The organism is Nonlabens ponticola (genome assembly GCF_003966335.1).
GTDB classification, from domain to species: domain Bacteria; phylum Bacteroidota; class Bacteroidia; order Flavobacteriales; family Flavobacteriaceae; genus Nonlabens; species Nonlabens ponticola.
Map to the genome: position 1 here is coordinate 2,307,439 of NZ_CP034549.1, position 18,245 is coordinate 2,325,683.

At 40.0% G+C, this 18,245-nt stretch carries 20 protein-coding genes; 11 read left to right on the forward strand and 9 right to left on the reverse strand.

Annotation, left to right across the window (positions count from 1 at the left end; translation table 11 throughout):
- Positions 1 to 11: 11 nt before the first annotated feature.
- Positions 12 to 1,208 (forward strand): PQQ-dependent sugar dehydrogenase, encoded by a 1,197-nt coding sequence (locus EJ995_RS10520; RefSeq protein ID WP_126448296.1) that lies wholly within the window; start codon positions 12 to 14, stop codon positions 1,206 to 1,208.
- Positions 1,205 to 1,651 (forward strand): c-type cytochrome, encoded by a 447-nt coding sequence (locus tag EJ995_RS10525; RefSeq protein ID WP_126448299.1) that lies wholly within the window; start codon positions 1,205 to 1,207, stop codon positions 1,649 to 1,651. Before EJ995_RS10520 ends, EJ995_RS10525 begins: the two co-directional genes overlap by 4 nt.
- A 263-nt stretch (positions 1,652 to 1,914) precedes the next feature.
- Here EJ995_RS10525 and EJ995_RS10530 read toward each other — a convergent pair whose 3' ends face one another.
- The 4 genes from EJ995_RS10530 to EJ995_RS10545 all read right to left on the reverse strand — a co-directional run bounded on the left by EJ995_RS10530 (position 1,915) and on the right by EJ995_RS10545 (position 5,771).
- The gene (locus EJ995_RS10530) at positions 1,915 to 2,253 is read right to left on the reverse strand and encodes a DUF2853 family protein (protein ID WP_126448301.1); all 339 of its coding nucleotides are present in this window, start codon (positions 2,251 to 2,253) and stop codon (positions 1,915 to 1,917) included.
- 64 nt (positions 2,254 to 2,317) lie between these two features.
- Positions 2,318 to 3,988, reverse strand: a complete 1,671-nt coding sequence (gene menD, locus EJ995_RS10535; RefSeq protein WP_126448303.1) for a 2-succinyl-5-enolpyruvyl-6-hydroxy-3-cyclohexene-1-carboxylic-acid synthase — start codon at positions 3,986 to 3,988, stop codon at positions 2,318 to 2,320.
- A gap of 314 nt (positions 3,989 to 4,302) precedes the next feature.
- Positions 4,303 to 5,340, reverse strand: a complete 1,038-nt coding sequence (locus EJ995_RS10540; RefSeq protein WP_126448305.1) for an isochorismate synthase — start codon at positions 5,338 to 5,340, stop codon at positions 4,303 to 4,305.
- 11 nt (positions 5,341 to 5,351) lie between these two features.
- The gene (locus EJ995_RS10545) at positions 5,352 to 5,771 is read right to left on the reverse strand and encodes a hotdog fold thioesterase (RefSeq protein ID WP_126448307.1); all 420 of its coding nucleotides are present in this window, start codon (positions 5,769 to 5,771) and stop codon (positions 5,352 to 5,354) included.
- 36 nt (positions 5,772 to 5,807) lie between these two features.
- On the opposite strand from EJ995_RS10545, the gene EJ995_RS10550 reads away from it, so the two are divergent.
- From EJ995_RS10550 to EJ995_RS10565, 4 genes are read left to right on the forward strand one after another with little or no spacing between them, the layout of a single operon-like run.
- Positions 5,808 to 6,452, forward strand: a complete 645-nt coding sequence (locus EJ995_RS10550) for an alpha/beta hydrolase (protein ID WP_126448310.1) — start codon at positions 5,808 to 5,810, stop codon at positions 6,450 to 6,452.
- A complete protein-coding gene (locus EJ995_RS10555; protein WP_126448312.1) occupies positions 6,452 to 7,033 on the forward strand; it encodes a non-canonical purine NTP diphosphatase in 582 nt (193 codons plus the stop codon). Before EJ995_RS10550 ends, EJ995_RS10555 begins: the two co-directional genes overlap by 1 nt.
- A 47-nt stretch (positions 7,034 to 7,080) precedes the next feature.
- Positions 7,081 to 7,863, forward strand: coding sequence for a carboxypeptidase-like regulatory domain-containing protein (locus EJ995_RS10560; protein ID WP_126448314.1), 783 nt, complete (start codon positions 7,081 to 7,083; stop codon positions 7,861 to 7,863).
- A 15-nt stretch (positions 7,864 to 7,878) separates the two neighbouring features.
- A complete protein-coding gene (locus EJ995_RS10565) occupies positions 7,879 to 8,955 on the forward strand; it encodes a M28 family metallopeptidase (RefSeq protein ID WP_126448316.1) in 1,077 nt (358 codons plus the stop codon).
- Between the two features lie 122 nt (positions 8,956 to 9,077).
- Here EJ995_RS10565 and EJ995_RS10570 read toward each other — a convergent pair whose 3' ends face one another.
- The gene (locus tag EJ995_RS10570) at positions 9,078 to 10,592 is read right to left on the reverse strand and encodes a DEAD/DEAH box helicase (protein ID WP_126448318.1); all 1,515 of its coding nucleotides are present in this window, start codon (positions 10,590 to 10,592) and stop codon (positions 9,078 to 9,080) included.
- A gap of 153 nt (positions 10,593 to 10,745) precedes the next feature.
- On the opposite strand from EJ995_RS10570, the gene EJ995_RS10575 reads away from it, so the two are divergent.
- Positions 10,746 to 11,360, forward strand: coding sequence for a YqaA family protein (locus EJ995_RS10575; protein ID WP_126448320.1), 615 nt, complete (start codon positions 10,746 to 10,748; stop codon positions 11,358 to 11,360).
- 207 nt (positions 11,361 to 11,567) lie between these two features.
- Here EJ995_RS10575 and EJ995_RS10580 read toward each other — a convergent pair whose 3' ends face one another.
- The 3 genes from EJ995_RS10580 to EJ995_RS10590 all read right to left on the reverse strand — a co-directional run bounded on the left by EJ995_RS10580 (position 11,568) and on the right by EJ995_RS10590 (position 13,970).
- Positions 11,568 to 12,440, reverse strand: a complete 873-nt coding sequence (locus EJ995_RS10580) for an OmpA/MotB family protein (protein WP_126448322.1) — start codon at positions 12,438 to 12,440, stop codon at positions 11,568 to 11,570.
- An 82-nt stretch (positions 12,441 to 12,522) separates the two neighbouring features.
- Positions 12,523 to 13,527 (reverse strand): glycosyltransferase family 2 protein, encoded by a 1,005-nt coding sequence (locus EJ995_RS10585; protein ID WP_126448324.1) that lies wholly within the window; start codon positions 13,525 to 13,527, stop codon positions 12,523 to 12,525.
- A complete protein-coding gene (locus tag EJ995_RS10590) occupies positions 13,524 to 13,970 on the reverse strand; it encodes a type I restriction enzyme HsdR N-terminal domain-containing protein (RefSeq protein ID WP_126448326.1) in 447 nt (148 codons plus the stop codon). The genes EJ995_RS10585 and EJ995_RS10590 overlap by 4 nt, the downstream gene beginning before the upstream one ends.
- A 33-nt stretch (positions 13,971 to 14,003) precedes the next feature.
- Here EJ995_RS10590 and holA point away from each other — a divergent pair, with 33 nt between their 5' ends.
- From holA to EJ995_RS10605, 3 genes are all read left to right on the forward strand, one after another.
- Positions 14,004 to 15,011: a DNA polymerase III subunit delta gene (gene holA / locus EJ995_RS10595; RefSeq protein ID WP_126448328.1), complete on the forward strand. Its 1,008-nt coding sequence runs from the start codon at positions 14,004 to 14,006 to the stop codon at positions 15,009 to 15,011.
- A complete protein-coding gene (gene menA, locus EJ995_RS10600; protein WP_126448330.1) occupies positions 15,008 to 16,015 on the forward strand; it encodes a 1,4-dihydroxy-2-naphthoate octaprenyltransferase in 1,008 nt (335 codons plus the stop codon). The genes holA and menA overlap by 4 nt, the downstream gene beginning before the upstream one ends.
- Positions 16,016 to 16,195: 180 nt before the next feature.
- Positions 16,196 to 16,399, forward strand: coding sequence for a hypothetical protein (locus EJ995_RS10605; RefSeq protein ID WP_126448332.1), 204 nt, complete (start codon positions 16,196 to 16,198; stop codon positions 16,397 to 16,399).
- Between the two features lie 250 nt (positions 16,400 to 16,649).
- Here the strand turns inward: EJ995_RS10605 and EJ995_RS10610 are convergent, their stop codons facing one another.
- Positions 16,650 to 17,588, reverse strand: coding sequence for a hydrogen peroxide-inducible genes activator (locus EJ995_RS10610; RefSeq protein ID WP_126448334.1), 939 nt, complete (start codon positions 17,586 to 17,588; stop codon positions 16,650 to 16,652).
- A 155-nt stretch (positions 17,589 to 17,743) separates the two neighbouring features.
- Between EJ995_RS10610 and tpx the strand changes: the two genes are divergently transcribed.
- A complete protein-coding gene (tpx, locus tag EJ995_RS10615) occupies positions 17,744 to 18,244 on the forward strand; it encodes a thiol peroxidase (protein WP_126448336.1) in 501 nt (166 codons plus the stop codon).
- Position 18,245: the final 1 nt, after the last annotated feature.

Below are 18,245 nucleotides of genomic sequence, written 5' to 3' on the forward strand. Positions count from 1 at the left end.
AACACTTTATCATGAAGCATTTACCTCTAGTTGCCGCACTCGCTGCGCTACTTATTACTTCCTGTAAATCGGAACTAGAAAGTCGCGAGATCATAGCTTTAGAAGACTCACAGGACAGCACTTTCACGGCGACTGACGTCAATCAACGCGTACCAGATGTTTCTGATGTTGTACTTATCGATGATCAGGAAGATTATACCATCACACCTATCGTCGAGGATTTAAGCGTTCCTTGGGGTATGGATTGGCTACCTAACGGTGATTTGCTTTACACAGAAAAACAAGGTGATCTCTACAGGTTTGACGGCACCACTTCTCATAAAATTGCAAACGTTCCTGAAGTTTATGTACGTGGTCAAGGCGGTTTGCTAGATGTCATTGTTCATCCGGACTTTTTTGCTAATAACACGATCTATATTTCTTATGCGAGCCAAGAAGGCGCTGGTTCTGGTGGTCATACCGCAATAGCGTCTGCTGTTCTTGACAGCGATCGATTGACTAATCTTAAAGTGCTCTACAAAGGAACTCCTAATACTACCAGAGGTCAGCACTTTGGAAGCAGATTTGCCTTTGGCGATGATGGCAAGCTTTATTTTTCAATTGGTGAGCGTGGTGATCGCGATACAAACCCACAGGATATAACTCGTGATGGCGGTAAGATCTATCGTATAAATGATGATGGCAGTATTCCTGATGATAATCCGTTTGTCGACGCAACCGGTGCTAAAACAGCAATTTATACCTACGGTAATCGCAATCCACAAGGTTTGTTGAGGCATCCAGTTACGGGCGAGATTATTGCTAACGAACATGGCCCTAAAGGCGGTGACGAGATTAATTACATCAAGAAAGGTGTGAACTACGGCTGGCCTGTGATAAGTTATGGTATCAACTATGACGGCTCAGAATTTACCGACATTACTCAAAAGGAAGGAATGGCTCAACCTTTTTTCTATTGGGATCCTAGTATTGCTCCATCAGGATTTGCAGTGATTGATAATGACTCCTATCGCGACTGGAATGGTAATTTTCTGGTAGGCAGTCTCAAGTTTCAATATCTAGAAATGCTTTATTTTGATGAAGATGGTGTAACAAAAAGAGAGAAGCTAGTGGATGGTATCGGTCGTTTACGCAATGTCAAGATGAGTCCCGATGGTGAGATCTACATAGGTGTTGAAGGAAAAGGAATTTATAAAATTACTAGATGAGAAACTTTTTTACCGTGAGCGCAATATGCGTGATTCTATTAATTAGCTGTAATACAGCAAAAGATGAATCTGATAAGATAACTTCTCAAAAAGAAATAAAACAAACACCTCAAGACCCATTGAAGCAGAGTGTTGCACGCGGTCGCGAAATCTACATGGAATTGTGTGCGACTTGCCATTTACCTAGCGGCAAAGGAGTCTCAGGAGCGTTTCCACCGCTTCATCCATCAGACTGGTTGACAGATAAACGTACGGAAAGTATTCACGCAGTCAAGTATGGATTGAAAGGTGAGATCATAGTCAACGGTCAACCTTACAATAATATCATGTTACCATTAGGATTGAGTGATGATGAAGTGCGCGATGTCATGAATTTCACCATCCAAACCTGGAATGAAGGAGAAATGGTAACGCTGGAAGAAGTTCAAGCGGTCACCAAGTAGTATGCATGTGCGGTATGCGGTAAATTATAATAGCTGGCATAAAAGCAAAAACTTCTTTCTCTCACTAACTAGTCCTTTGACTAGCGTTGCCCTCATCACATAGAAATCACTGTTTCTGGAATATGTTTAGAAATAGGCATTTCAGCTCTGCCGTCACTTTAGAATTATCTTGATGTAGAAACATACTGTGATGTGTGTTTCGCTATAAAACAACGCAAAAAAGCCCGAATAAATCGGGCTTCTTTGATATCTGTTACATACGACTACTCGTACACTTTCTCCTTACCGTGGTGCTTACATAACATGTAGTAAATTACCGCTCGGTACTTTTTATTATTGCTCTTACCGTATTTCTCTACAACGGCCTCTACAGAATCCATTAGATTGTCTCCAGACAAACCTAGCTTTTTCTTCAAATAATTGTCTACTACACGTTGCATCTCAGATTTCTCCGCGCTAATTGTTTCGGCATCTTGCTTGTAAATTGATGGACCTAGACCTTGCGTTACTTTTCTCAATAATCCTACATCTAGATCATCTCCTACATTAGTTTTATAAGCATCTATGTACTTACCAACTTTTTCGTCTAATTTGCTACTCATAATAAATCGGGTTTTTGCTTGATTAATTACCTAAAAATAAAGAAAATACCATAGAATCAAAACTTTATTTGAGGTATTGGAAATACTTTAAGAGTATCTCATCATTGACGGTACGTGGTGTGAATATTTCAAGCAACTGTGGTCGATTGTTGCAGGATGATAGTGATTTGTAAGCTTTCGCGAAAGCTAACTCATTATCAACACTATGGTAGTCAAGTCCATGCATGTCACACAATTGCCTCGCAGTAAGCTGGTGCACCGTTTCAAAATAAGTATTGAAGTAATCCTCGTTTTTCTCACCTGGCAAAATTCTAAAAATGCCGCCACCACTATTATTAATGACGATAATTTTCATGTCTCGCGGTATGTAGTTATTCCATAGAGCGTTTGAATCGTAAAAAAAGCTCAAATCTCCTGTGATTAAAAAGGTCCTATTCTTAACAGCTGTTGCCGCACCTATGGCTGTACTGGTACTACCATCGATACCACTCGTACCGCGATTTGAAAATACCGTATGACTTGCATTCATTGGAAAAAGCTGTGCATACCTGATGGTGCTGCTATTACCCAATTGCAAAGTGATATCGTCAGGTAGCGCATTGAATAAAAGTTCAAAAACCTTAAGATCACTCCACGGTATCTGTGCCAGATAATCAGGGCGCTTACTCAAATATGTGCGGAATTTGCCTAACCACTGCTGCTGGTAGTCACTAGAAATAGTATTCTCTGGTAATTTATGAATCCACTCACTAGGAGCTATCTTGATGTGTGCGGCTAGTTTGAAGAAGGTATCGTAAGCACGACGACGACCTATATGATAATGTATCCTCGTCTCAAACCTGCGCAAATACTGTTTAACCTTTTTGCTCACGATCATGCCTCCTATGGTAATCACAAGGTCTGGTTGTAGCGCAGCAATCTCACCATCGTCAAATTCTATAGGCGCGATAAGTGTATCAATTCCCCAAACCAGCTTATCATGTACCACGTTGCTACTTACCTCACTCATAACGAGAACGCTAGGATCTGCCGTAAGTTTATCTAAATCTTCTTTTGTAAACACTGGTGGATTTAAGGTAGAAAGTATTACTAGTTTGCGGCTGGCACTACTCCACTGTTCATAAAATTCATCTGGAATAACCGTACGTTCCTGCTTGAGAACGTCCATTACTTTTACATCAAGATTATAATCCTTTATCGTATTATAAAGCGGTTCCTCAAATGGCACATTGATATGCACTGGACCGTATTTTGACAAGCAATTATTGAGAGCTCTATTGATTTTTCGCTCGTTTGTCACAAGATGTTCTTGATTGCTGGGATCGTTGATGATCTCTAGTTGCGTGTCATAAATGATGTGTTTGCCGTAAACGTTCTTTTGCTGGATAGTCTGCCCATCACCTATATCAATTTTATGCGGTGGCCTATCGGCGCTTAAAATAATGAGTTGAATCTCACTGTAATAAGCCTCTGCAACTGCTGGGTAATAATTGAGTAATGCGCTACCGCTGGTGCATAAACAAGCCACTAGCTCTTGCAGCTGTTGAGCAATACCTAAAGCAAAATGTGCAGCGCAGCGCTCGTCAACAATACTGTAACAGGTGAAAAAATCATCTGATGTAAAACCTATCGTTAGCGGCGCGTTGCGAGATCCAGGTGATATCACGATGTGCTTGACGCCACGTTTCTTGAATAATAAGAGAATTTGTTGGGCGTGCGGTATGCTAGTAGTCATTGTGTAAAAATAGTCGAGCCACCTAGAGCAAACGAGCTTTTTATGAAATGACTAACGATTTGAATATTGCAGCTTTAAGATAATCTTTAGAAGTTTATACATGCTTTTTAGAAAACAATAAGGTTTGTAAGAGATTAAATACATTAGCTTAGTAAGAAAAATCACATGCTTCTTCCATTCAAATTTATTGCGTTCTATACCGTGATAGGTTTATTGAGATTAGGCTATGGTATTGCTAAGGTTAAAGGATATTTGGGGCACTTATTAATGATTATCAAAATATGATCTGAACATTACTTGGTCATCAGTTCCCTTCACAATAATCTGGACATAATACGTAGTTTATTTTCAGTTTCCTGGTATTCCGCTATCGGATCACTCATCGCGGTGATGCCGCCACCTGCATATAGCGATATTTGATTCGCTTCAATTTTCATACAGCGCAAATTGACAAAGTATTTTGCTTCTTGCCCTTTGGGCTGTACTATACCTAAATAGCCTGTATAGAAGGAACGATCATAATTTTCATGATCTCTTATAAAATCCAGAGCAAGATCTCGAGGAACTCCACAAACAGCTGGAGTTGGATGTAGTAACGCTAGACATTTATCCAGATCCTCATTTCGTACTCGAGCTGTAATATCGGTTTTCAGGTGGTACAATTCACCAGCTTTTATAGTTTCTACCTTTGATGTTTCAATCTGATCTGTGACTTTGGACAACTGTGATGAAATAAATCTAGTCACCAATTCCTGCTCTTCTTGCTCCTTGATCGTCCATTGAACAGCTTCTTTATTTTGAGCACTCATAGTACCAGCAAGCGACATCGTTTTGACCATTCCATCCTTGTAGGAAAGAAGTATTTCTGGTGTCGCACCTAACCAGGTTCCCACGGCTGGATGATGAAATAAATAACAGTTTGCATCAGGATAGTTGTCAAGCAGTCTAGAGAGAATATCCATGATGGAAGATTCTTGCTGGACAGTCACTTTTCGTGATAATACGACTTTCTGTAATTCACTATTTTGAATGTGCTGTACGGCTCGATTTACCAGCTTTATATGGCTGTGCTTGTCCTCAACATCAAGTTTTACTGTGGTACTTGTGTCAATCACACCACTTAAACTCCACCTAAACTCCTGAATGACATCACCTCTAATTATGATCTGGTTTTCAGTATTTTGAAATTTTGAAAAAACCGCATAAGACATTGTGTCAGTAGCTGTTTTATGAAGCTTTTTGTCGTTCTGACTTAGAATCTTCACGCGTGGCTCGCCTTGTTGACGTAACAGTAAGAAAGGTAAATCCTGTTCGAGTAATTCCTGAGTATATGAGAGTAAGTTTTCGCGCAAGCGGTATAATTTTAAGACCCTTTTTTAAGAGCAATGGTAGTCAGTTTACAAATGGAAATCAGTCTGTTTTCCTCATCAGTAATTCTGATTTCCCAGAGCTGTGTAGTTCGTCCTTTGTGTAGGAATCGAGCAGTCGCATTTACAAATCCGTCAGCTTTTGATCGGGTATGATTTGCACTAATCTCAAGACCACGAATGGCGAAATTATCGGTATCCAGAAAGATATAACTAGCCGCGCTTCCTACAGATTCTGCAAGGGCAACACTGGCGCCTCCATGTAGTACTCCATCGGGTTGATGCACTCTTGAGGTAACTGGCATTTGGGCTGTGAGATAGTCATCGCCTACATCTACAAATTCAATGGCTAGCGTTTCCATTAACGTGCCTTTACTTATGGCGTTGCACTGCTGTAGTATCTTTTCTTTGTCCATATCTTTATCAAAAATAAGCCATCAACCCCTAAATAAATGACAAAATCAGTCACCTACCAGCATACCAATACCTATGAAGTAGTCAATGCAATTACCGACCAGACTAAGAATATTTGGATTTGTGCTCATGGCTTAGGCTATCTCGCCACTTATTTTAAAAAGTATTTTTTACATCTTGACAACAGAGAAAACAGCTTTATCGTGCTACAAGCACCATCCAAATACTATCAGGGAAAAGATTTTAAACATGTAGGAGCTAGCTGGCTTACGCGCGTGGATACGCAGCAAGAAATAGGCAATAACGTCAACTATATCTATGAGGTCATGCGTGCTGAAAATCTTATGGGCGACCCGCGACTAGTATTTTTTGGTTACTCACAAGGCGTGTCAATAATGACCAGACTTATGGCCTTGTACAATCAGCGCATACAAGCTTTAATCATGCATAGCGGCAGCATTCCTGCCGAACTTAATAGTAGCCATGCTTCCATTTTCAGGCAACAATGTGATCGTATCATACATATCTCAGGAACCCAAGATGAGTACGTTGATGAGCAGGTAATCAAACGTGAAAACAAGCAAATTGATACACTTTTTGGAACTATGGTAGAGATTCATCGTCCCGATATCAATCATAAAGTAGATACTGACCTACTACTACAAATTTCAAAAACATTGTAATGGAATTACTATTTGCCACGCACAATCCCAACAAGCTCATTGAGGTGCAAGCCATGATGCCTGCGCACGTTAAACTATTGAGTCTTGCCGATGTCCTATTACATGATGACATTCCAGAGACAGCAGACACTATTGAAGGCAACGCTATTCTTAAAACAGATTACATTACGGCACGCATGAATTATCCTGTTTTTGCAGATGATACAGGACTCATCGTTCCTGCACTTAATGGCGAGCCTGGTGTTTACAGCGCGCGATACGCTGGAGATCACAAGAACAGTGACGACAATATGAATAAATTGTTGGAGCAATTGCAAGGCAAGGATCGCGCGGCCTATTTCCAGACGGTCATATCTTTTAATCAAGAAGGACAACAACATCTTTTTACTGGCGAGTGCCACGGCACGATTTTAGAAGATAAGCGTGGTGACGGCGGTTTTGGCTACGATCCTATTTTTAAACCAAAAGGTTATGAATTATCATTTGCTCAAATGCCACTAGATGAAAAAGCACGCATTTCCCATCGTGGGAAAGCGCTTGCCCAACTAATTGATTTCCTAGATCGTCAAGTTAATAAATAGTAAAACAAGAGTCCAGCCTTTAGACTTGGCTTATTTTAGTACACTTTATGAAATTTAAAAACACACTTCTCGTTTTTCTTATTGGTTTTTGCATGGCTTTAGGTAGCGCTCAAGGCGAAAGCGATGAAATCAACACCTACGTCAATGGTAAAGTCCTCAATGCGTCAAATGATGATATTCTGGACAACGTTAACATCGTGAACCTCAACAAAGTCATAGGAACCATTACTAGAGAAGATGGTAGCTTTACCATTAGAGCGTCGGTTAATGACACTCTATATTTCTCTTACATAGGTTATCAAACAATCAACGTGCGTGTCACAGAAGATTGGATCAAGTACGGCAATGTAACTGTTGCCATGACAGAGAAAGGTATCGCTTTAGAAGAAGTAACTGTTGTAGATAATGGATTGACTGGATATCTAGAAATAGATGCCAAACGTGCTCCTATTTATGCCAGTCGCAGATTTAGCATTAGTGGATTACCAGAGGCCTATGAAGGTGGTAATGCTGGACCAGGCGCAGTGAGCAAAGTTCTCAACTCTATTTTCAATCCTGCCGATTTTCTTTATAACGTCTTTAGTAAAGAAGGGAAATCTTTACGCAAGGTGCGACAGATCAAGGAACAAGATGAAATACGCAATCTGCTGCAAAGCAAGTACGATCGTGAAACGCTCGTGAACTTGTTGCAGATAGATAAGATTAGCATTGATGCCATCTTGCGTAACTGTCAGTACTCCAAGGAATTTATAAAAACAGCCAACGATTTACAGATTCTGGATGCCATCAGTGAATGTTATGAAGAATACAAAGTGCTTAATAAAAACTAATTAAAAGTCAACCCAATGAATTACATAAAACTAACAGCTGCAAGTTTGCTATTAGCCGCAACGGTAAGTAGTTGCAACAGCGTTAAAAACAACAAACAAGATCAACCCAATACATCGACATCAACTGATAATACCCAGATGATGGTAAAAGATGCAGATGTGATGAAGTACGCAAATACAATTACAGAAGCGGAACTTAAAGAACAATTGTACTACTACGCATCTGACGAGATGGAAGGTCGTATGACTGGAACTCCAGGGCAGCGTAGAGCGGTTGACTATCTAATAGGTCAATATAAAGCGATGGGTGTTGATGGTGGTAACACAGGTGGCACCTACCTTCAAGCCATTCCAGAAGAATTTTTTGGTAGACGTAAAATTACCAGCGAGAATGTCCTAGCCTTTATAGAAGGATCTGAAAAGCCAGAAGAAATTCTAGTACTGAGTGCTCATCTAGACCATGTAGGTCAAGAAGACGGCGAGATATACAATGGTGCAGATGACGATGGTAGTGGTACCATCGCGCTACTAGAAATTGCAGAAGCATTCCAACAAGCTAAAAAAGATGGAAAAGGACCTAAAAGATCTATACTATTCTTACATGTAACTGCTGAGGAAATAGGATTGCAAGGAAGCAGATATTATTCGGAAAATCCAATATATCCACTTGCAAACACCGTTGCAGATCTTAATGTAGATATGATAGGACGTATTGATCCAAAGAGAGAGAAAAAGTCAAATTATGTTTACCTGATCGGTTCAGATATGTTAAGCCAGGACTTGCACAATATGAGCGAGATGGCAAACAAAAAGTATATGAACCTTGATCTTGATTATACTTACAATGGTAAGGATGATCCTAATAGATTCTACTACAGATCTGATCACTACAATTTTGCCAAAAACAACGTGCCTGTAATCTTCTATTTCAATGGAACACATGAAGACTATCACAAACCAACAGATACTCCAGATAAGATCGAGTATGATTTATACAAGCAACGTACACAACTCATTTTTGTAACGGCTTGGGAAATTGCTAATGCTGATAAACGCCCAGCCTTGATTGCAGAGGTAGAGAGCGAAGATTAATAAAGGCTCAAAATGTTTAAACAAAAAAACGCACCCGATTGGGTGCGTTTTTCTTTCTATAAATTATCGTCATCAAGTTTAGCTTCTTTTGAGCTGACTCAACGAGGCATGAGAACATGATTCTAACTATCCACGCCAGCAAATTCCTGCTGTATAGCAACGCGCAGCCTGCGGTAGTAATCTTCTTCTAGCCAGTCCTTGTAATTGTTGGTATTGTTGATGATACAATATGAATACCTGCGTATCCGGTCGGCGATGTCGTCCTTGAGCAATTTTGCTAGAATACGAGCATCAAAAACATCCTCGCTGTTCTCGACACACCATTGCACATGTTGGGCAATAGACTCATCAAGTACTTCCTTTGATTTCCTGTTTTCCTTGGTAATTCGTTTGTAAGCACCGCGTATGTCAAATGTAAAGTCTGTGGTATTTGGGAATTCCGCTTTGACACTAGCGGGCATTTTGTACACAAAATTGCGTTCTATCTCTTCATCAGACACAATATTCTCAACATAGAAATCTGGAGATCTAAATACTTGCTGCCAGTCCACAGGCTCATTCCATAATCCAAAACGGGCAACATTATTACCCAAATCAATAATCTGGAATTCCTCTTTATTATCAAGTATGCGTGATCCACGACCTATCATTTGATAGTATAAGGTCAACGATTTTGTAGCACGATTGAGGATGATAGACTCTACGGTAGGTTCATCAAAACCAGTTGTCAAGATACTTACTGATGTTAAAACGGCGTCTGGTTTTTTCTTGAACCAGCGCAAAATCTCCTTTCGCTCTTCTTTAGAATTAGTATTGTCCAGATGGCGTATCTCTATTCCTGCACGACGAAAGGTATCCTCTACCTCAATACTAGTGCGGATACCGTTATTAAAGATGAGAGTTTTCTTTCCTTTACTCGTTTCTAGGTAAGCCTGTAAAAGCTTGTCCTGCATGGAGTGATCGGTATATAGTTTCTCACTTGATTTCACCGTGTAGTCACCATTCATTCCAATGGTTAATCCGCTCAATCCTACATCATATGTGTGTGTCACTGCTTTCGCAAGAAAACCCTTTTCTACCAATGACGTGATACTGTCACCAACTATAAGCTCGTCATAGTTATCCTTCATGGGCAACTTAAAGTTTGAGCTCAGTGGTGTTGCCGTTACACCCAACATAAAACAGTGCTCAAAATATTTAAACAGTTTGCGGAAGCTGTTATAATGCGCCTCATCCACTATTACCAGCCCAATATCCTCTAGCTTGAACTTATCGTCCTGAATACGATTGTTGAGCGTCTCTACCATGGCTACGAAACATTGATAATCCTTCTGATCATCCAGCTCTTTCACCTTGCTATTGACAACCATATTCTTAACGTCAAAGCCAGTAAGCATCTTTGATGTTTGTTTGCACAACTCAATTCGGTGGGTTAAGATGACAACCTTCTTCTTTTTCTCTTTGAGATAGCGACGCACAATCTCAGAAAAAATCACTGTTTTACCACCACCAGTAGGCAGTTGATATAGCAATTTGTAGTCGTCTGCCTGATGATTGATACGCTCAAAAATATCTTTGAGATCACGATCCTGATAGTCATAAAGGGATTTGATATCAGTGGCTTTTACGTCTGTCATTTGTGGAATTTTCTGATTTTGAGATTTGCAAAAATAGGCATTTTAAATGCTTTGATCGCTAGCCAGGTCAGGGCTTTGGTTAATTTTTATTGTTTAGAATTTAACAGGGTACAGCTATCGATATTCCTAATTTTGTAATCCCAGAATTCAATCATGCCCTTGTTTAAAGAAAAATTTCAGCCAAAAAGAGCTCACCGCTACTACAAAGTCACTGGTTTCTACTCCTTTATATTCGAGAGCATCAAGAAATCCATGCCACCTGTGCTTGTTGTTGTGGCTTTACTTGCGGTACTACATTTTACCTATGATGGTGGCATTCCTGCGTTATTGGATCTTGCTGTAGAGAGTTTACCTGGATACGGCGTACTCGCTTTTTTCTTTTTATCAGAGTCAATTCTGGGTCTTATCCCACCAGAATTATTTATCGCCTGGGCAGGAAAAACCGCTCATCCAGAACTCAACCTATTCATGATAGCGCTATTGTCCTATCTAGGTGGTATGTGTTCTTATTTTTTGGGTCGCTGGTCGCTGTCTATTCCTAGCGTCCATGAATACCTAGAAGTAAAGATGGCCAAACAATTGATCATGGCTCGCAAATACGGTGGTATCCTTATTGCTGTGGGCGCATTGTTGCCACTGCCCTTTTCAGTAGGTAGTCTGGTGGCTGGTATGCTGCGTTACCCGTTTAAATCCTGGGTAATTATTGGTTTACTGCGCTTTTTGCGTTTTGCCATCTATGGCGCTGCAATCTTCTCGGTAGTTTCCTAAATTCAACTTGTTTACATCAATTATAGTAACTATAGTGCCTTTAATTAATGGCAATGATTGTTGTGTTTCAGCTTTCGCGAAAGCGTAATCACGACCATCTAATAAAAATATAGCAGGTAGCTTATCATGATAAGGTCTCACGCATGAGTTACGCGCAATAAAAAAGCCTCCTAAAACTAGGAGGCTTTCTATTATTTATTTCAGGAATTACTTGCCTGCTTTAGCGTTTTGCTTTGCCTGCTCCATTCCTTTCTCTACCATATCAAAGAATTGATCTAGCTTAGGAAGAACGATGATGCGTGTACGTCTGTTTTTTGCGCGACCTTCGGCAGTATCGTTACTCGCTACAGGAATGTAGTAGCTTCTACCTGCTGCCGTCATGCGTGATGGTGCCACGTCAAAGTCTTCTTGTAGGATGCGAGTAACCGCAAGTGCACGAGCTGTACTCAATGCCCAGTTGTCCTTGAATTGTGGCGTATTGATAGGCTGATTGTCCGTGTGACCTTCTACCATGATCTCAATCTCTGGCTTGTCGTTCACCACTTTGGCAACTTTACCTAGTACGTTTTTAGCATTATTGTTTACCGTCGCGCTACCGCTAGGGAATAACAACTTGTCACTGATGGATACATAAACAACACCTTTCTCAACATTGATGCTTATGTCCTCATCGTTCAAGTTACCCAATGAACTCTTCAAACTAGTAACGAGTGCTAGTGTCACACTGTCTTTTCTAGTGATCGCATCGTTAAGTGTCTTGATTTGTAAATCTTTCTCGCGTAGGCTTTCTAGAGACTTCTCTAGATTTTCAGCACCTTTTTTAGAAAGTGTTGTCAACTCTCCAGTATTATTGATCAATGACTGGTTGTTCGCGCGCAAGTCTGCTACTTGAGCTTGAAGTGCTTGCAATCTTGCCTCGTTAGCTTTTTCTTCAGCCTCACAAGCATTGAGTCTTACGGTTGCTGTATCAAGTAACTCTTGAGTACGTTGTTGTTTTTCTAGAGCTGCGTCTAGATCTTTTTTTGATGCACATGACACTGCAAGTAGTGCAGATAGTGCGATAAAACCAAGTTTTTTCATTGTAGAATATTAATTAAAATATGAGCCAAAAGTATGAAGATTGCAACAGGTGAATGGCATATTAACAGATTTTTTTATCACATCACAGTTGCTCAAACTTCTTGTTACCCTTGATATAGTATTGATATACGATGGATGTGACTTCTCTAGAACGAGATGGTTTAAGATATAGTGCTTTGAGATGTTCCCGCTTTTTTAGAGATGCTCCCAACCTATTATAAAAATGAAAATGTGCTTTTAAGACGGCTGCAAGTTGTGCCGGCTGCGCAGCAATTAAAAATCTTAGGCCAGCTATACCATCAAGTATCATGCGCAAGAATAAGCGCAGCCATACATAATTGCCATAGTCATTCTTTACAATGGTGGTCAAACTGTTTCTAAAGTTCAAATAAGTTTTCCTAGGACTGCTCGCGGCAAGCGTTGCAGCACCTAGATGATAAACGATGGATGACGGTATGACCTTAATATCATGACCTTGATTGCGCAGTCGCCAGCACAGATCAATCTCTTCTTGATGGGCAAAAAAACTCTCGTCAAAGCCTTGTAGATTTATAAAAAGCTCTCTTCTTATAAATAAAGCCGCACCAGTTGCCCAATCGATAGACAACTCATCATCATACTGACCTTGATCTTTTTCTACCGTGTCAAAAATGCGACCTCGACAGTAAGGATAGCCTAATTTATCAAGAAAGCCACCGCTAGCGCCTGCGTATTCAAACATGGACTTATCACGATCTGACAAAATTTTGGGCTGGCAAGCCGTCATAGATCTATTCCGTGCAAATGCCTCAAGAACAGGCTCACACCAGTTTGAGGTAACCGCAACATCGTTATTTAATAGACAAACGATATCTTCCTCGCAATGCTCCATCGCATAATTGTAACCACCTGCATATCCTAAGTTCTGCGGAATCTCGATAATTTTCACTGCTGGATAATTGGATCGCAACCATTCCAGACTGTTGTCTTTCGAGGCATTGTCTGCGACGTAAATTCTATGTGGCGTACTATGCTCCACCACACTAGGTAAATATTCTTCCAGCAGTTGCCTGCCATTCCAGTTAAGTATGACGATACCTAGATTCATAGTACGTATTCAGGTAAATCTTCTATGAAACTATATTTCTCATTCTTGTAATCCATCTGGCAGTAGTAATGCGACAAGCCGTTTGTGATCATGAGATAGTTTGCTTGGGTAATAAGATTGTATCTCGCGATTTGATCAAAAACTTCTTGAGAAATATTGATGCTAGGTGCTTTACACTCTACTATTGTGTCAATACTGCCGTCCTTATTATATACCACAATATCGTATCGCTTTATGGTTCCTGCGACTATCAACTGTTTCTCGATATTTATGAGACTTAGCGGTACTCTTTTATATTCTTGCAGCCAATTAATTACATGTTGACGTACCCATTCTTCTGGTGATAAATGCACGAACTTTTTGCGCACCTTATCAAAGATTAAGCGCCCTTTTTCTGTACTTTTAACCCTGAATTGCGCAGACGGTAGTCGCAGTGCCTCCATACGGCAATATTACAAAAACCACCACGGCTCTACATGAGTGATCTCCAGAATATTCTATCAGATATCAAGAGCAAGAAGTTTGCTCCTATATATTTCCTGCATGGTGATGAACCCTATTTCATAGATCAGATAAGCAACTTGATCCAAGAAGAAGTCCTGACCGAGGCTGAGCGTGGATTCAATCAAATGGTATTGTACGGCAAGGACGTCACCGTTGATGAGATTGTGGAGAATGCCAAACGTTTCCCGATGATGGCGCAATATCAGGTCATCATTGTTAAAGAGGCACAACATCTTGCTGCAAAGTTATCTGCCATGGAACAGTATGCTGCTGCACCATTGGAAAGCACGATACTTGTCCTCAATTTTAAATACAAGAAACCAGACGGCAGGAAAAAGGTTTTTAAACATATCAAGAAAAATGGTGTTGTATTTGACAGCAAACCCATCTATGATAACAAGATGCCTGCATGGATAACCAATTATCTTAAGGTAAAAAAGTACAGCATTGATCCTAAAGCCGTCCAGATGCTGGTGGAATTTCTAGGGAATGATCTGGGTCGAGTAAGTAACGAGCTAGAAAAACTGATGATTGTCCACAAACCAGAATCGCCTATCACACCACAAGTTATTGAGGACAATATAGGAATCTCAAAAGATTACAACAATTTTGAATTACGAAAGGCCCTAGGCATGCGTGATGTGGTCAAGGTGCATCGCATCATCAATTATTTTGCTGATAATCCCAAGGAAAATCCGCTGGTATTGACCACGGCACAAATGCACAACTTTTTTGTACAGCTGCTCAAAGTACATGCACTCAAGGATCGGTCACCACGCAGCGTTGCTAAGGCTGCTGGCATCAATCCGTTTTTTGTGCAAGAACTATTGACTGCCGTGCGCAATTATCCCATGAAATATTGCAGTCGTGCGATCAAATTGATACGCGAGATGGATGTTAAGTCAAAAGGTGTCGATGCCATCAACATAAGTCAAGCTGATTTACTCAAAGAAACTATGGTAAAAATCATGGCTACATGAGCAATTTTAAAGCATGGATCAGCGCGGCACGACCACGCACACTGCCGTTGAGCATTAGCGGTATCATACTGGGTAGTTGTTATGCTTATGGTTACAACGCTTTCGCGAAAGCGGTATTATTACTAGGTTCTCCGCAAACAAACGACGTCATAAATCAACCCATTTTATTTGTAAAATTCAACTGGTGGATACCTGTACTAGCTTTGATTACCACTCTAGGTTTTCAGGTGCTGTCCAATTTTGCAAACGATTATGGCGATGGCGTTAAAGGTACCGACAATGATGACCGTATTGGACCAATGCGTGCCATTCAAAGCGGCTTGATAAGCGCAGTACAAATGAAAAGAGCTATGATTATCACGGCTTGCCTTACAGCTGTGAGCGCTATTAGTTTGATTTATGTGAGTTTAGGGTTGGAACAATTGATCACATCGCTGTTCTTTCTTGTGCTAGGCGTTGCCGCAATATGGGCCGCCATAAAATATACGGTAGGCGATAATGCTTATGGCTATCGTGGATTGGGTGATGTATTTGTTTTTATCTTTTTTGGCCCGGTAAGCGTGATCGGTGTTTATTACTTAATCGCGAGCCAACTTGAATGGTTGTTGTTGTTGCCATCATTGACCATTGGTTTGTTGAGTGTTGCCGTGCTCAACCTGAACAACATGCGTGATATCGAGAGCGATCGCAAGGCAGGAAAGAATACCATTCCCGTAAAAATAGGTATCACAAATGCCAAAAGGCTTCACTACTCATTCATAGCCATCGCGCTGATTTCAATTATTGCATACATTTTTATAATAATTAAAACTTTAGGCAATGTGGTTGGTGATACAGAATGGCTATGGCTTCCTATCCTGGTTTTACCCATGTTGCTTGTTCACATCATCACAGTTTATCGCAATAAAGTTCCAGCACTACTCGACCCAGAACTTAAAAAAGTTGCACTCTCCACCTTCTTTATCGCGATCCTAACAATTATCGCAACAGCGAGAGTTTACTAGCTTTTAAAGAATTAAGTAATTATCATATTCTCAGTATTATGCACGCATAATGAATTATTATTGATATTAGGATAATATATTCATGATTTGTTAGGTTATCTGCATTTAAAATCATTATATTTAAATTCACTAAAATCATTCTTATTGCAACAAATTACTCTACAATAAACTTATCGTACTATGGCTAGAGCAATGTTTGAATACACCCTAACGGTGCTGGAAAAAATGACTTTTGACACCAATTTATTTTGCAAGGAATTGCAAAAAGCGATGGATCGTCTACTTCCATTTGAAATATCAGAACTACAGATATGGCTGCAAGGAATCGTTTTGCAACATCCACAATTAAATGTGTGTTTACCTGAGTATAAAATGACACAATAGTAGTCACTAGTAGTGATTAAAACCTCACCTTCATTAACAGTAATATGAAGTTCATTACCATCATCGGTTTCGTAATCATTATCACCATACTGATGATCATATTCACATACTTATATAAAAAACGCCATCCTGAAAAGAGATGGCGTTTGAGTATTATCAATATTTATAATTGGCAGGCAATAACTCTAGGAGTTATGTGTGTTATCGCCGGTCTTATTTTGATATTTAAGATCTTAATTTAGTTCAGTTACTATTTCTTAGAGAGCGGACTTATTATTTCCACATTACTAAAAGTAATAGCACCTTTTATCACGCCTGCGATAACTTCTTGCAGCGCGTCAATAATCTGCATCTTTAGACCAGACTTGTGATAGATTAAACTTATCTCTCGTGCTGGTGATGGATCTTCAAAATGTCTGAGGTTTTTAGCTTTTGCCTCACTTAAATCTAGCGTATTCAAGTAAGGCAACAACGTGGTGCCCAGACCTTCATCAGACAGTTTGATAAGCGTTTCAAAACTACCGCTTTCTAGCATAAATCGTTCCTCGTCAGCATCTCTTGAGCTGCGACATAGGTTAAGCACACTATCCTTAAAGCAATGACCATCTTCTAATAACAACAGTTCATCTGTATTGAGGTCATCTACCTTGATCTTGCCTTTACCATTCAATGAGTTTTTAGGATCATAACTCACAAAAGGCTCAAAGTACAATACGCGTTCCTTGATAAAATCATTTTCTAGCGGTGTCGCTGCAATCGCGGCATCAATACTGCCTTCCATCAGGCCGTCTACAATATTTTCTGTAGTTAGTTCCTCGATGCGCAGACGCACTTTAGGATAACGGTTGATAAAATTGGTCAAGAACATAGGCAACAGTGTTGGCATCACCGTAGGTATCACGCCTATTTTAAAATCACCTCCAATAAATCCTTTCTCCTGATCTACTATATCTTGAATACGGTCACTCTCATTAACTATATTATGCGCTTGCTGTACGATCTTGCGACCAGTTTCTGTCAACTCAATCGGCTTTTTAGTACGATCAAATATTTGCACATCCAGCTCGTCTTCTAGCTTCTGGATTTGCATGCTTAATGTAGGCTGGGTAACAAAAACCTTGTTAGCCGCCTTAGTAAAATTTTGATATTGTGCTACCGCAAGAACATATTTAAGTTGCGTGATGGTCATGATAGATATTTTCTTCAAAATTAATTAATAGTATCGATTGGACTTATACCATTGCAAAGTCTTTATGATATATTCTTCCTTTTTAATTTAACATTATTCCAACTTAAAGGCAGGTGCTGTATGATACTTTAGTAAACAACCACAAAACAAACGACATGGCAACTATTACATTAGGAGGCAACGAGATACATACTAGCGGCGATTTACCCAAAGTGGGCAATAAAGCACCTGACTTTGAATTGACCACCGCAGATTTGAAATCAAAAACACTCGAGGACTTTAAAGGCAAACGAGTGATCATGAATATCTTTCCTAGTATTGACACAGATACTTGTGCGACATCTGTACGCAATTTCAACAAGCGCGCTACCGAGCTTGATAATACCACGGTACTTTGTATTTCTCGAGACACACCTTTTGCACAAAAGAGATTTGCCAATGACGAGGAAATCAATAACATAGTGAATTTGAGTGACGTGCGCGATGGTTCTTTTGGTAAAACTTATGGACTAGACATGGTAGATGGCGCGATGAAAGGTTTTCACTCACGAGCAGTCGTGGTTTTGGATACAGATGGTACCGTCATATATAATGAGCAAGTTCCAGAAATAGCTGATGAGCCTAATTATCTAGAAGCGCTCAAATCGCTGTTGTAGA